The 13651-nt window shown below is 65.4% G+C and carries 11 protein-coding genes; 5 read left to right on the top strand and 6 right to left on the bottom strand.

The window, feature by feature from the left end; translation table 11 throughout:
- Positions 1–1209: 1209 nt before the first annotated feature.
- Positions 1210–2262 (bottom strand): LLM class flavin-dependent oxidoreductase, encoded by a 1053-nt coding sequence (locus AB0280_RS21265; protein ID WP_307493362.1) that lies wholly within the window; start codon positions 2260–2262, stop codon positions 1210–1212.
- A gap of 174 nt (positions 2263–2436) precedes the next feature.
- Between AB0280_RS21265 and AB0280_RS21260 the strand changes: the two genes are divergently transcribed.
- On the top strand, positions 2437–3411 hold the full coding sequence (locus AB0280_RS21260; protein ID WP_307493360.1) for an alpha/beta fold hydrolase: 975 nt from the start codon (positions 2437–2439) through the stop codon (positions 3409–3411).
- A gap of 1 nt (position 3412) precedes the next feature.
- Here AB0280_RS21260 and AB0280_RS21255 read toward each other — a convergent pair whose 3' ends face one another.
- The 5 genes from AB0280_RS21255 to AB0280_RS21235 all read right to left on the bottom strand — a co-directional run bounded on the left by AB0280_RS21255 (position 3413) and on the right by AB0280_RS21235 (position 8112).
- Positions 3413–3847, bottom strand: coding sequence for a hypothetical protein (locus AB0280_RS21255; protein ID WP_307493358.1), 435 nt, complete (start codon positions 3845–3847; stop codon positions 3413–3415).
- A gap of 92 nt (positions 3848–3939) precedes the next feature.
- Complete coding sequence (locus AB0280_RS21250; protein WP_307493356.1) at positions 3940–4854, bottom strand: intradiol ring-cleavage dioxygenase; 915 nt, start codon at positions 4852–4854, stop codon at positions 3940–3942.
- Positions 4855–5183: 329 nt separating this feature from the next.
- Positions 5184–5819 (bottom strand): GntR family transcriptional regulator, encoded by a 636-nt coding sequence (locus tag AB0280_RS21245; RefSeq protein WP_307493354.1) that lies wholly within the window; start codon positions 5817–5819, stop codon positions 5184–5186.
- A gap of 40 nt (positions 5820–5859) precedes the next feature.
- Positions 5860–7323 carry an FAD-dependent tricarballylate dehydrogenase TcuA gene (gene tcuA / locus AB0280_RS21240; RefSeq protein WP_366368670.1) on the bottom strand — a complete coding sequence of 488 codons (1464 nt, stop codon included), beginning with the start codon at positions 7321–7323 and terminating at the stop codon, positions 5860–5862.
- Positions 7324–7443: 120 nt separating this feature from the next.
- Positions 7444–8112 (bottom strand): GntR family transcriptional regulator, encoded by a 669-nt coding sequence (locus AB0280_RS21235; RefSeq protein ID WP_224023586.1) that lies wholly within the window; start codon positions 8110–8112, stop codon positions 7444–7446.
- Between the two features lie 319 nt (positions 8113–8431).
- Here AB0280_RS21235 and AB0280_RS21230 point away from each other — a divergent pair, with 319 nt between their 5' ends.
- Genes AB0280_RS21230 through AB0280_RS21215 form a run of 4 tightly spaced genes read left to right on the top strand, consistent with a single transcriptional unit; the run spans position 8432 to position 13592 of the window.
- Positions 8432–9523 (top strand): PrpF domain-containing protein, encoded by a 1092-nt coding sequence (locus tag AB0280_RS21230; protein WP_307493349.1) that lies wholly within the window; start codon positions 8432–8434, stop codon positions 9521–9523.
- Positions 9524–9562: 39 nt separating this feature from the next.
- Positions 9563–10660: an ABC transporter ATP-binding protein gene (locus AB0280_RS21225; protein ID WP_307493347.1), complete on the top strand. Its 1098-nt coding sequence runs from the start codon at positions 9563–9565 to the stop codon at positions 10658–10660.
- Positions 10657–12441, top strand: coding sequence for an ABC transporter permease (locus tag AB0280_RS21220; protein WP_366368667.1), 1785 nt, complete (start codon positions 10657–10659; stop codon positions 12439–12441). The genes AB0280_RS21225 and AB0280_RS21220 overlap by 4 nt, the downstream gene beginning before the upstream one ends.
- A 32-nt stretch (positions 12442–12473) precedes the next feature.
- The gene (locus AB0280_RS21215) at positions 12474–13592 is read left to right on the top strand and encodes an ABC transporter substrate-binding protein (RefSeq protein ID WP_307493343.1); all 1119 of its coding nucleotides are present in this window, start codon (positions 12474–12476) and stop codon (positions 13590–13592) included.
- Positions 13593–13651: the final 59 nt, after the last annotated feature.

The raw sequence follows: 13651 nt of genomic DNA, 5'->3' as shown, positions 1-13651 counted from the left end.
GGAACTCCGCCCCATAAGCCGTGGGCATGGTCAACATCCTTCCACGAGCACAAGCTCGCTAGGTCAAGGAGTCAACAAAACCCGGGGCAGTCCCCTGCCCCTCGGTATCGCACTCGTTACTGCCCGGGTATCTCTCAAAGCTGGGCGTCAACAAATCCGTGCTCAAGCAGCTGAGAGCACAGAGAGACGCCAGCATGAACTTCAAAAGCGCGTAGAAGACAACGAAGCTGCAGCGCGTGCCGTTCGAGGGGAGACGATCGAATCCATTAGTGACGCCATCGACCGATACCTGGAGGACGTGCATAGCGACAAGAAGCCCAATACTGTTGCTGTGAGGCGTGCCTTATTCCAGCTTGCCACCCGGTGCTCTACGGAACACTTGGCCGACTCCTGCCGAAGCTATGTTGAGGACTCTTCCCAGGCCCCCGACCGGCGGCATGCAGTAGAGGCAATGCTCGATGTTCGTCGGCGCCTTCTGGGATGGCATATTGGCCATCTCACTCTCGAAGACGCCGAGCATCTCATAAAGAAGGGCCACCGAGAAATAGTAGAACACCTCGAGGACATCGGAATGACTCAAGGCTCAAGTTAGCAACTTAAAGCTTCGGCCTAAGTACACCGACGACTAGCTGGTCTTCGACGAAAAGTGCAAACGCAAGCGACTGGCTAGGCCCGTCACGTACTTTCGTCTGCTGCCATTACGGGTGATTTCCCCGTGATGAAGGCTAACTAAGTGCCAAGTTGGAAGTAAGTGGCATGGGCCTTGACGTAGCCATAGAACTTGCGAACCGTTGTCAATGCCGATAACAGCGCATATGTCCGATTTCGACCTCCACACTTACAAGATTGGCTCATGCTCACCTAATAGTTGGCAGTTGCTATGACAGAAACCCATATGTATTAGTACCGCTGGTCCAGAGGGCGGCGCGTCGCGCGCTTGATCATACGGGTCACAACAAGGTGAGCCCAAGACGAACTTCCTACACACTGTCACTGCCGGGGCGCTTTGCTGCGCGCACGCTGAAGTCACACCTCCATAGCAGGCGAAATGGTCCAAAATTGTCGATGAACATCTGGAACGAGGTGCTCCGACGCACAAGTAGGGCGCCGGGTATGGTCAAAGTGACGCCTTCGATCCGCGTATTCAACCCGCCCCCGCATTTAGGGAATCAGCCGCACTACAGGGGCCTGCATTTGAATACCCGCACCCTACCGCACAGGCCGCGAGCCTTCCCCAGACGCCCACCCCAAGGCCGGCCCCAGCTTCCCCGCAATGTCAGTTAGGATCTGCACGTAGTCCTCGTGGTCGAAGCTGAATGGCAGGGCGAACGCCACCTCATCCACTTCCTGGAAGCCTGCATGCGCGTACAGCTGCTCGGCGATCTCATCTCTGCTGCCGATGAGATCAGCAGCGAACATCATGCCCCGCGGCCCCTGCGGAGCCGCGGTACGCGGTGTGCGCTCGTCCACGTACCGCTGGTACTTCTCCCGCTGAGCAGGAGTCGCTGAGTCAGTCGGAATCACCACCAGCCCCTGCGACACCCGGGCCCCGCCATGTCCGGCAGCAGCAGCAGCTTCCCGGAACGCCCGTATCTGCGACTGCTGGACCAAGGCGAAGTCCGGGTCCTGGTCCCTATCCGGGAAGATCACGCTGCTGGACAGCAGGTTGAAGCCGTTCGCACCAGCCCACACCGCTGACTTCGTGCTGCCGGCCCCGTACCACAGTCGCTGCCGCAGGCCCGCGGAAAAAGGCTCCACCCGGTTGGAGAACTCCTCCACCACGCCCTGCTTGCCGGAGAACTCCCGTACCGGCTCCCCCGCCACAAGGCGCGCAAACCGCTCCACCCGGGCGTAGCTGAAGTCCTCCACGTCCGCGGTATCGGGATACAGCTCGTGCTTCACGGTGTCGTACTGCATCGGCTCCCCCACGCTCACGCCGGGATTGATCCGCCCTCCAGCGAGCAGGTCAACGGTCGCCAGGTCCTCCGCCAGGCGCAGCGGGTTCTCCCACCCCAGCGGTGTCACGGCAGTGCCGAGCTCAATCCGCGAAGTCCGCTGGCTGGCCGCCGCCATCACCGCTACAGGGGAAGAGATGCCGAACTGCAGGTGCCGGTGGCGGAGCCAGGCACTGTCGAACCCCAGCCGCTCCCCCAGTTCAATGATCTGCAGCGTCGACTCATGCCCCGCCGCTGGATCAAGCGGATCAAACAGCCCAATGGTGAGGAAGCCAAGCTTGCGCAATGGACGGTCGGGCTGCGGCATGGCTTCCTCCAGGATCCGGGGACGTGGCTGGTGTTCAGACTAGGCGCTCAGACACAGCATGAACCAACATGTCCCACGGCCCGGCGCCGCATGCAAAGACAACCTTGACGGCGCCGTCCACCAAGGCGTTAGGCTCACCACGAGCCAGCGACGGCGCAGGCACGGGAGGATCACATGTCACTGCAGGAAATCGAGTTCACGTCCGCCAACGGCCGCGACACCATCCAGGCCTGGGTCTACGAACCCATCGGGCAGCCCAAGGCCATCGTGCAGCTGATCCACGGGCTCGGCGAGCACTCCCGCCGCTACCTCCACCTCATCTCCACCCTGGTGGACGCGGGCTTCATCGTGGTGGCGGGCGACCACTCCGGCCACGGGCGCACGGCCATGCAGCAGGGCACCTGGGGCGACGCCGGCGAGGACGCCGCCAGCGTCGTGGTCGCCGACGAGGTCACCCTCCAGGCCAAGGCCAGGGAGGCGCTCCCCCAGCTTCCCTACGTGGTGTTCGGCCACAGCTGGGGCTCCATGATCGCCCGCGGCATGGCCGTGGACCCGCGGACCGACCTCTCCGGCCTGATCCTCTGCGGCATCGCCGCCCAAATGCGCGGCATCGAGAAAATGATCGACCGGCCCGAACTGGAGCGGCTTGCCTCCGGCGAGCGCGGCGCCGAGCCCGCACCCCAGGAACTGGTGGCCCAGCTGTTCGACGGCTTCCTGGGCCGCTTCGGGGAAGGCGCGGGCCCCACCGCCTGGGTAGCACTGGACGCGGACGTCGTCGCCGACCACGGCCGGGACCCCTTCAACAACTTCGGCGCACCGCTCAGCGCCCGGTTCCTGCAGGGCTTCGTAGACCTCTACGACCAGGTCACCTCCGACGACTGGTACAAACAGCTCCCCGCCGAACTCCCCGTCCTCATCCTCGCTGGCGACCAGGACCCCGTGACCAACTACGGCGAAGGCGCCTACCACGTGGCCAACCGCCTGGCGGATTCGGGCCACGCGGACGTCCGCACCCGCGTCTTCCCTGGCGTCCGGCACGAGGTGCACAACGAACCCACCACCCGCGCCGAAACGGAACGCGAGACGGTCGAGTTCATCCAGCGCGTCACCCAGCGGCAGGACTCCCCCACACAGTCAGCTGCACTTTGAATCAAGCCGCCCGACGCACGGAGGAGCCCTTCGTACGGTTCCGGTCCAGAATCAGCGCGAGGGCGATCCCGAACATCCAGACGTCCTTGGCCAATACTGTGCCTTGCTGGCTGGGCCGGATCCCGTCCTCCAGGGTCATCTCCGGAATTCTTCGGTACATGGTCAGAAGCGATCCGGAGAAGAGGCCAAGGCCCAGCCCCGCCAGCCGGCTGGGCACGAATGGTGCCAGGAGTGCCGCGCCCAGGGTCATCTCGGCGTAGCTGAGCAGCTTTCCAAACTTTTCCGGTTCCATCCGGGCCACCTGCGGGTACACCTTGGCTCCCATGCCCTGCATACGGGCTGCGCTGTCCTTGTCCAGGTTCCGCTTGCTGTAGCCGGCGTTCAATATGAAGGCTCCGGTGGCCAGGCGGAGGGGAATGTGGCTCAGTTTCATCATTGTTCCCTTCACGATGTGCGGGGGTGATGCGTGAGAGCATAGTTCGCCCGGCTATGCACCGCCAGAGCCGGGAGGGTGTTGATTGTTTCGCGCTAGATGGTCACGTTGAGCCCCGCCGTGTAGCCGGCAGCGGCGGACCCGGTCATCGTCGCCAGCTGGTAGATGCCGCCGTCGTTCCCAAACACGTTGTCCGACTTGAGCGTGGTGCGTGCCATGTTCGTGACGCTGCGCTCGTACCCGGGGGTGGCGTACACGTCGTCGCAGGCCGCCTGGGGCAGCGCAATCTGGGAGACGGCCAATACCTGCCCGGCGGCGGTGGCATTGTTCATGGACTCAAACACCTCGAAGTGGATGTGCGGCCAGCGCCCGGAGTAGGCGGCCGGGAAGATCGACGTGAACGTGACCTGCCCGTTGGCGTCGGCTTCCTGCACGCCGCGCAGGTAGTTCTCGTTCTTCAGGCTCGAGTCGTACATCGAGTACTTTCCGTCCCGGTCGCAGTGCCAGGCGTACACCGCGGCACCGGCCATCGGGGTGCAGCCGTTGGCATTGTCCAGGAGGGTCAGGGTGAAGGTCAGCGGAACGCCCTCCGCCTTTGCCGAGGCAGTCCCGAAGCTCGACGTGATGTCCTTCCGCACCACCCCGGAGGCTTCCAGGACGTTCGGCCCGTTGGAGCCGTCCCCCGGGTAGGGACCGGCGGTTTCCTGCGGAATTTCCACGCCGCACTCAGCAATGGCCCGGGTCAGCGTGGGGGTGGCGGTGCCGGCGTCCGTGGCCGTGGCCGACGCGGAGGACGTGGGGGCCGTCGCCGTGGTTGTTGCCGTCGCGGTGGAGCCCGTGGTTGCGGCGGGTGTGCAGGCGGCGAGCGCGGCCACCGCACCGCCTGCACCGAGGAACAGCCCCAGGGACCTGCGGCTCACCAGGGTGTTCAGGTCGAACTCCAGCCCCCGGTCGTGGTCGGGGTGCGGCTGGTCAAGGTCGGGCTGGCGGGGTGTGCGTGAAGTGGTCATGATGCAAGGAAACCTCACGGGGCTATGCCCTGGGCCGGTTGCTGCTGTGCCGTAGCTGTGCGTCCGGACGGGCGCTTCCCCATAGGAAGCCAGCCCCCGCAGGACGTACGACGGCGGCACGCGCCCGCCGCCGTCGTCGTCCGTTCCAGCGAAGGCTGCCCGGCGCATAAGGCGCCGGGAAAGCGAGGCGGGGCAGGCCCATTGGAGCCTGCCCCGCCTCTTTGCACCGGCTGATGCCCTGCGCCCGACTTTCGGGTTTCCTGTTGCGATGGAGTATGCAGGAACATCTGCCGGCGGGCTTGTAAGGAACGCCTCCGGCCGTCAGCGGCCTAGAGCGTCCTGGGATCTTCGGCGTACATCTTCAACCTGATGTCCAAGGCATCCGACATGTGGCGGGCGGCGATCTCCCCCGCCCGCCCGGAGTCGCCGTCCCCGATGGCGGCCAGCAGGCTGGCGTATTCGGCCAGCACCACCGGCCACCGTCCCGGGTAGGTCAGCGTGGTGAGGGTGTACCGGCGCACCTGCTGGTCCAGGCGTTCCAGCAGTCCGATCAGCGACGGGCTGTGCGTGGCGTGCCACAGCTGGGCGTGGAAGGCGCGGTTGGTTTCGGCGAGCGCCCGGCCGTCGCTGGGATCGAGCTGCTGCATCTGCGCCAGCAGCCCCGCGAGCAACTGGCGGTCCAGGGTAGTTGCCTTGACGGCGGCCTTGGCAGCCGCGGCTTGCTCCAAGATGATCCTCGACTCGTAGATGTCGATGATTTCTTCGGCCGAATGCGTGCGGACCACCACCGCCTTGCCGCGCCGTTCCACCAGCCCGTCCTGCTCCAGCCGCTGCAGCGCCTCCCGCACGGGCGTCCGGGAAGCCCCGTAGCGCTCGGTGAGCTTGGCCTCCGTAAGCGGCTCGTCAGGCGCAAAGACACTCGCGAGAACGTCCTCGCGGAGCCGCTGATGGATGGGACTGGCCACTTTTTCCTCTTTTCGGTTGCTGGTGGGGCTGCTGGGTTGCTTAGGCGATGGAGCCGGCGCGGCGGCCGAAGACGGCGCCCGCCGCAAGCCCGGAGCCGCCGGGGTAGTTTCCGCTGAACAGTCCGCCCAGCGCTTCCCCGCAGGCATACAGCCCGTCGAGCGGCTCCGCGTCTTCGGTGAGCACGCGGCCCCAGGTGTCCGTCTTGAGGCCGCCGAAGGTGAAGGTGATGCCGCAGGTCACCGGGAAAGCGTAGAACGGGCCGGTGGAGATGCTGCGGGCCCAGTTGCTCTTCGGCGGCTGGGTCTCGGCACGTCGTCCGTCCTTGACGTTGGGGTCAAAGGGCGCACCCTCAGTGATCGAAGCATTGAAGTCCTGCACCGTTTCCTCCAGCCCCTCGGGACTGATGCCGGCCTTCTGGGCCAGCTCGGCGAGGGTCGGCGCGGTGACCACCGAGACGCCCGGCATGTCGTACTCCTCGGCCCGCAGCATGGGGCGGGAGGAGCCGTCAAAGATCTGGAAAGCAGCCGATCCCGGCTGGGCAAGGATGTCCCGGCCGTACTTCGCGTAGGTGTAGTTGCGGTAGTCGGCGCCCTCGTCCACGAACCGCTTGCCCTCGCTGTTCACCACGATGCCCAGCGGGTACCCGCCGCGGGTGAGCTGGTTGGTGAGCTCCAGGTTGCTCTCGTTCTCCGGGTGCCAGGCGTCCCAGGCCACGCTGTGGCAGGTGGACCAGTCGCCGCCCCTGGCCGCCCCGGCGTCGAGGGCCGCAAGGATCATCTCCCCCGTGTTGCCCGGCGTGCCGCGTACCTTCGCGTTCTGCCAGCCCTCCCCCAGGTGTTGGCGGCGCAGTTCAGGTGAGGCTTCAAAACCTCCCGCGGCGAGGATGACCGACTCGGCCCGGAGTTCGCCTTCTTCGGTGGAGGTGCGGTACCGGACGCCGCGCACGCGGCCGTCCTCCTGGATGAGGCCGGTGGCTGCGCAGTCGTAGATGACCTCCACGCCCATGCGCTCAGCAGCGGCGCGGTGGTCGGCCATGAGCCCCTTGCCGCCACCCACGTTGCCCACGTGCAGGCCGCCCCAGAACAGATACCCGCCATCCTCGGTCCGGTACGCCTGGCGCTCATACATCAGGCGGTATTTGAGTCCCATGCCCTGAAGCCACCGCAGGGTCGGGTTGCTTTCGCTGACCAGGACCGCGGACAGTTCGGGGTCGTTGCGCCCTTCAGAGACCTTGGACAGATCGGCAAGGTATTCGGCGGCGGTGTAGGCGGGGACCTCGCTGGCGGCGTGCCGCTCATCAGGTTCCACGAATTCGATCAGCTCCTGGAGCCCGTCATGGGAGATGCGCGTTGCGCCGGCAGTGTAGAAGCTGTTGCCGCCCGACGCGGCTTCCCGGGCCTTTTCCAGCAGGACAACCTTGCGTCCACGCTCGGCGGCTGCAAGTGCTGCCGCAAATCCGGCGTTGCCGCCGCCCAATACCAAAACGTCGCTCTTGATCATCATCAATCTCCTCAGCTCCATCGCTGTACACGATTGTATACATAGGTATGCCGTCGCATGCAATAGCGTCTTGGTGCAGGCTTTACGGGTTCGGCGGGAGAGGTTTAATGCCGGATTCTGTGGCTATCCCAGGCGCGGGCTGCTGATTTCCTGGGCGTCGATGTACATCTGGATGCGGATGTTCTTTGCCTCGTCCATATGGGCGCTGGCGATGCGGCCAGCCTCCTCCGCGTTCCGGGCGCGGATAGCCACCAGCAACTCCTCGTGCTCCTTCAGTACGCGGTCCCAGCGCTCTTTGGTGGAGAGCGTGGTGCCGGGGTAGCGTATGAAGTGGACCAGGATCCGGTCCAGCAGGTCAAGGAGGGCGGCGCTGTGGCTGGCGGCCCAGATGCGCTCATGGAAGGTGCGGTTGGCGGCGGCCAGTTCAGCCGGAGTGGCAGCATCAAAATCAAGGGTGACCATGGCCTGGTGCGCGCGGTCGATCAGCATCAGGTCCATGTCCGTGTGCCGGAGAGCAGCTGTTTTTGCGGCCGCCTCCTCCAGGAAGGTCCGCACCTCATAGAGGTCCAGCATCTCCTCCGGGCGGTACTCCCGCACCTGCATGCGTGAACCGTAGCGCTCGACGAGCCCCTCGGTTTCAAGGCGCCGCAATGCTTCCCTGATGGGCGTCCGGGAGACGTTGTACTTCTTGGCCAGGGCGCTTTCGACGAGCTGGGCACGGGGAGGCAGCTCCTGCGAGATGATGGCGTTCCTGATCATCAGGTAGGGGCTTGTCTCTGGTTGCGACGCCACGGGCGGCCTCCGGTCTTCATGGAAACAAGCGGCAGGGCGCGCCGGCGCCATACCTTTAGCCGCAATTCTAACGCACTGCATACCGTTTGGGCGCGCCGTGGACACCGTGCCGATTTTCCGCACACCCGCCGAAGCGGGCACGCGCTCAAACGGCCTTATCGGTATTCATATTCCAAGGACTGTTGCTTAAGTCATACCAACGGTATACCGTTTGTGACCAACGCCATACAGCTGGCCAAATGCCGGATTCCGGTCGGTCCAGCTTTGAACATTTACCCGGCGGCTGCACACGGCAGGGCCGGGTATTCCAGGAGAACCAATGACGCTTCTATTCAGGGAAGAGCCGCAGGCCGGCACCCTCCCGGTCACCCCGGTACCGGCCACCCTCGTCCGTGGCGGCACCAGCAAGTGCTGGATATTCCGGGACGAGGACCTTCCGGCCGACGCCCTGGAGACGGACCGTCTCCTCATCCGAACCTTCGGTTCGCCGGACCTCCGCCAGATCGACGGAGTAGGCGGCGCCTCCTCCACCACCAGCAAGGCGATCACTGTGGCCGGCACCGACCCGGACGGAACGGTCCGCTACCGGTTCGCCCAGGTGGCCATCGACAAGCCGGCAGTGGAGTGGGCCAGCAACTGCGGCAACTGCGCAACCGCGCTGGGCCTGTACGCGCTCCATGCCGGGCTGGTCGCTCCCACCGGGGAAGTCACCCGGGTCCCCATCCTGAACACCGTGACCGGGCTGCGCCTGGTCTGCGAGATCCCCACGCCGGGGGCGCAGGTACCCGCTTACGGCGGGCGGCGCCTCGACGGCCAGCACTACCCCGGCGTCCCCATCGACGTCATCTTCCAAAAAGCCTCATGGTCCAGCTACGGTGCACAGTTCCCCACGGGCAGCGCCACGGATGAGCTTGAGGTCGACGGGAAGCGGTACCAGGCGACACTGATCGACGCCGGCGCCCCGGCCGCGCTCTTCGACGCCCAGGACCTGGGGCTGGACGCAACCGGCAGCGAGGAAGCCTTGGAGGCGCTGGTCCGGATCGCCCCTCAGCTGCGCGCAGCGGCTGCCCGCCTGATGGGTCTTCCGGAAAACCTCACTTCCATTCCGAAGGTGGGCATCGTGGGGCCTCCGCCTGCAGGCGCAACCGGCGTCTCGGCCCGGATGATCTCGATGACCGCGCTGCACCCCGCCATCGGCCTCACCAGCGCGGTCGCCGTCGCTGCCGCCTCGGGCACACCAGGCAGCGTGGTGCAGCGCAGCGTAATTCCGGCGGCGGAGGCCGGACTCTTTATCCACCTACTGAAAGGCAAGACGGCGCTGGCATTGGATGCAGCCGATCCCGCTGAAGTCTCCTTTCAACGCTCGGCCCGCGTCATCAGCGAAAGCACCATCCTGGTGCCCAGTGACTGAAGAAACCCCTACCGGAAAAACCCAGCCAAGGAATCAGCCATGAAAATCAGCATTCAAAACCTGCAGCTGAAGTACGGAAGCTTCACTGCCATCGAAAACCTCAACCTCGACATCGAAGACGGCGAGGCCCTGGTCCTGCTGGGCCAGTCCGGTTGCGGCAAGACCAGCACCATGCGCTGCATCGCCGGCCTGGAGGAACCCACCTCGGGGCGGATCATCATCGACGACGTCGTGGTCTTCGACTCCGAAAAGGGCATCAACCTGCCCCCGAACAAGCGCAACGTCGGCATGGTCTTCCAGTCCTACGCGGTATGGCCGCACATGACGGTGGCCCAGAACGTTGCCTACTCCCTCAAGCAGAAGAAGCTTTCCAAGAGCGAAATCGATGAGCGCGTCATGGAGGCCCTCACGCTGGTGGGCCTGGAGCCCTACGCCGACCGCGGAGCCAGCCTGCTCAGCGGCGGCCAGATGCAGCGCGTCGCCCTGGCGCGCAGCCTGGTCATGCGGCCCAGCGTGCTCATGCTCGACGAACCGCTCTCCAACCTTGACGCCCGCCTGCGTGACCGGCTCCGGGTTGAACTGCGTGAAATCCAGCTCCAGCTGGGGCTCACCTGCGTGTACGTCACCCACGACCAGCACGAAGCCTTCGCCCTGGCAGACCGCATCGCCCTGCTCCAGGGCGGCCGGATTGTGCAGATGGGCGCCCCGCAGCACATGTACGAGGCACCCGCCAGCGCGTCGATCGCCCACTTCCTGGGTGTTTCCAACATCATGGACTGCACCCCGGAGGGCACCGCCACCGGGTCCACCACCGCACGCATCACCAACAGCGAGCTCACCATCCAGTCGGCGCAGCAGGCCAGCGACGCCGGCACATCCCCCAAGGTCTGCATCCGGGCCGAGGACCTGCAGATCACCGCCATGCCCACCGATCACCCCAACTCATGGCCGGGAACGGTCCGCGTGGCGGGCTTCCAGGGCAACGACATCCGGTACGCCATCCAGCTGGAATCCGGGCCCGAACTGGACGCCCTGGGCGGCCTGCGCCGCGGCGAACAGCACAAAGTGGGGGACCGCGTGTGGGTCACCGTCAACCCCCGCGAAGTCCAGATCCTGCCGGCTGAGGTCCTCGCATGAGCCTCAAGACCACCGAGGCGGCCACCCGCGCCGAGGCACGCCTGGCACCGAAGCCCGAACCCCGGGACTACCGGGCTGCCCGGACCCTCTCGGGCCTCCGGAAGAACACACCGGGCCTGATCGTCCTGGTCATCCTTGGCGTCCTCATCGTCCTTCCGCTTGCCCTGGTCCTGCTCGCCGCGTTCTCGGACAGCGTTCCCCGGCCGGGCAGCATCTCCCTGGGCGGCCTGACGCTGTCCAACCTGGCGCTGCTGGCCACCCCGGAAGCACTCGGCGCGTTGGTCAATTCGCTCATGGTCGGTGCCGGCTCCGCGCTCATCGCCCTGCTGATCGGCGCGTTCCTGGCCTTCGTGTGCGCCCGCTCCGATGCGCCGTGGCGGAAGTTCATCTTCTTCATCGGCATGGCGCCGATGTTCATCCCGGCCCTGGTGGGCGCCCTGGCCTGGTCGCTGCTGTGCTCGCCCAGCGCCGGCTACATCAACATCTTCCTCCGCGACCTGGGCATTGATGCCGCCATCAACATCTACAGCCTGCCGGGCCTGCTATTCGTACTGGGCATCTTCTACGCCCCGTACGCCTTCCTGCTGCTGCACAGCTCGCTGTCGATGATGAACGCCGACCTCGAAGAGGCTGCCACCGTCCATGGGGCTCCGCTGCGCACCATGCTGCGGACCGTCACCCTGCCCCTGGCCCTGCCGGCAATCCTGGGCTCCGCCGTCCTGGTCTTCGCGCTGACGATGGAGAACTTCCCGGTGGCCCAGGTCATCGGCAACCCCGCCGGCGTGGACACGCTGCCCACCTACATCTACCGCCTGATGAGCGCAACCCCGGCCAAGAGCAACCAGGCGGCCAGCGTCGCGGTGATCCTGACCGTTGCGCTGATGGCCGTGACCCTGATCCAGCAGCGCATCATCAACAAGCGCAAGTTCACCACCATGACCGGCAAGGGCAACCGTCCCCGGCAGGTGCCGCTGCGCAAGATGCGCTGGCCCTTCACCATCATCGCCCTGGCCTACTTCGCGGTCTCCGTCGTCCTGCCCATGCTCGCCCTGCTCGCCGCGTCCATGCAGGCCACCCCGTTCGTGTCCTCGATGTCGCAGCTGCTGGAAGCGAATTCCCTCAGCTTCGCCAAGCTGATCGAAGTCCTCGGATCCAACGACTTCCAGCTCGCTCTCAAGAACAGCGTCCTGGTGGCCCTGATCGCAGCCTTCGCCGGCACCACGCTCAGCTTCATCGCCTCCTACATCCGGTACCGCACCAAGTCCAAGGTGGGGCGCCTGATCGAACTTGTCGCCATGACCCCCCTGGCCGTCCCCGCCATCGTCATGGGGATCGGACTGCTCTGGACCTGGCTGCTGCTGCCGCTGCCCATCTACGGCACCCTGGCGATCCTCGCCGTCGCCTGCGTGGCAGTGTTCATGCCCCAGGGCTACCGCGGCGTCTCCGCCTCGATGCTCCAGATGGACCAGGACCTCGAGGACAGCGCGGTGATGCTCGGCGCCGGACGGACCAGGTCCGTCCTGAACGTCACCCTGCCCCTGATGCGCGTGGGCATCATGTCCTCGTTCCTGCTGTTCCTGATGCTCTCCATGCGTGAGCTCAGCGCCTCCATCTTCCTCTTCACCTCGAACACCCGGATCCTGTCCATCCTCGTGTTCGACAACTTCGACAACGGCCAGAGCCAGGCAGCTGCAGCCGTCAGCGTCCTGTACTGCCTCGTCATCGGAATCCTCGCCGTCATCGCCCAAAAAGTCGGCGGCGAACGCAAGACCAAGAACTGACCTCACACCCACCTTTGAAAGGGACACCCACAATGAAGTTAGCGTCCAAGCTCCCCGCCCTCACCGCCGCCGGAGTGCTCCTGGCCCTCAGCCTGACCGGCTGCGGAAGCGCCGCCCAGAGCGCCGGCGTCGTCACGGCCAGCGCGGCCGTGAAGACCGACGACGGGCTGGTCATCAACGACGAGTCCATCGCGGACAAGGCCACCTACGAGAAGGCCAAGACCCAGACCCTGTCCCTCTACTCCGGCTACACCGATTCCTCTGAAAGCGCCCTGGTGGACGCCTTCACCAAGGACACCGGCATCAAGGTCAACGTTGTCCGGCTCACCCCGAACAAGCTCTCCGAACGCGTACTGTCCGAACAGGGTGCCGGCAAGCTCAGCGCCGACGTCATCCGCACGTCCGACTACCGGATCGCCAAGTCCATGGAGGACGCCAAGGTCTGGAAGGCCTACGACGTCCCCGGCGCCTCGGCCCTCAAGGACGTTTCCGTGGACGGCGGCCAGTTCACCCGCATGTTCAACTCCGTGTACACCCTGGGCTACAACACCCAGCTCGTAAAGGAAGCCGATGCCCCCAAGTCCTGGGCGGACGCCGTCGGCGGCAAGTGGCAGGGCAAGCTGGGCATCGTCCAGGGCGGTTCGGGCGGCAGCACCGCGGCGCTGAACCGCTTCATGGAAACCAAGATGGGCGGCGACTACTTCGCCAAGTACGCTGCGCAGAAGCCCAAGATCTACGACTCCCTGGGTGCTGAAGCCACGGCCTTGGCCCGCGGCGAAGTGGCCGTCGGCACGGTCACCATCAGTGGCACCAACATCTCTGCCGTCCAGGACAAGGCTCCGGTCAAGTTCATCGTCCCCGAGGAAGGCCTGGTCTCCTACGACTACTACCTGGGCATGACGGGCACCGCCACCAACGTGGAAGCCGCGAAGGTCTTCATGAACTACAACCTTTCCAAGCAGGGCCAGCAGGTCTTCGCGCAGATCGGTGAATACCCGGTCCGCACGGACGTGGCACCGCCCACCATCATGGGCGTGACCCTCCCCGCCGTCGACTCCGGCAAGGTCTTCCGCATGCAGAACACCGACGCCGTGACCTACGGCAAGGATGATCTTGCCAAGTGGAACCAGGTGTTCGGCTACACCAAGTAACCCCGAAATCCCATGCCTGGGGACCCGGCCTCCGCCGGGTCCCCAGGCTTTCTGGTTTC

Origin of the sequence: Pseudarthrobacter sp. 902506025 (assembly GCF_040702325.1) — a bacterium.
Taxonomy (GTDB): Bacteria; Actinomycetota; Actinomycetes; order Actinomycetales; family Micrococcaceae; genus Arthrobacter.
The sequence above is the reverse complement of the archived record's forward strand: the minus strand, read 5'-3'. Positions and strand labels throughout refer to the sequence as shown.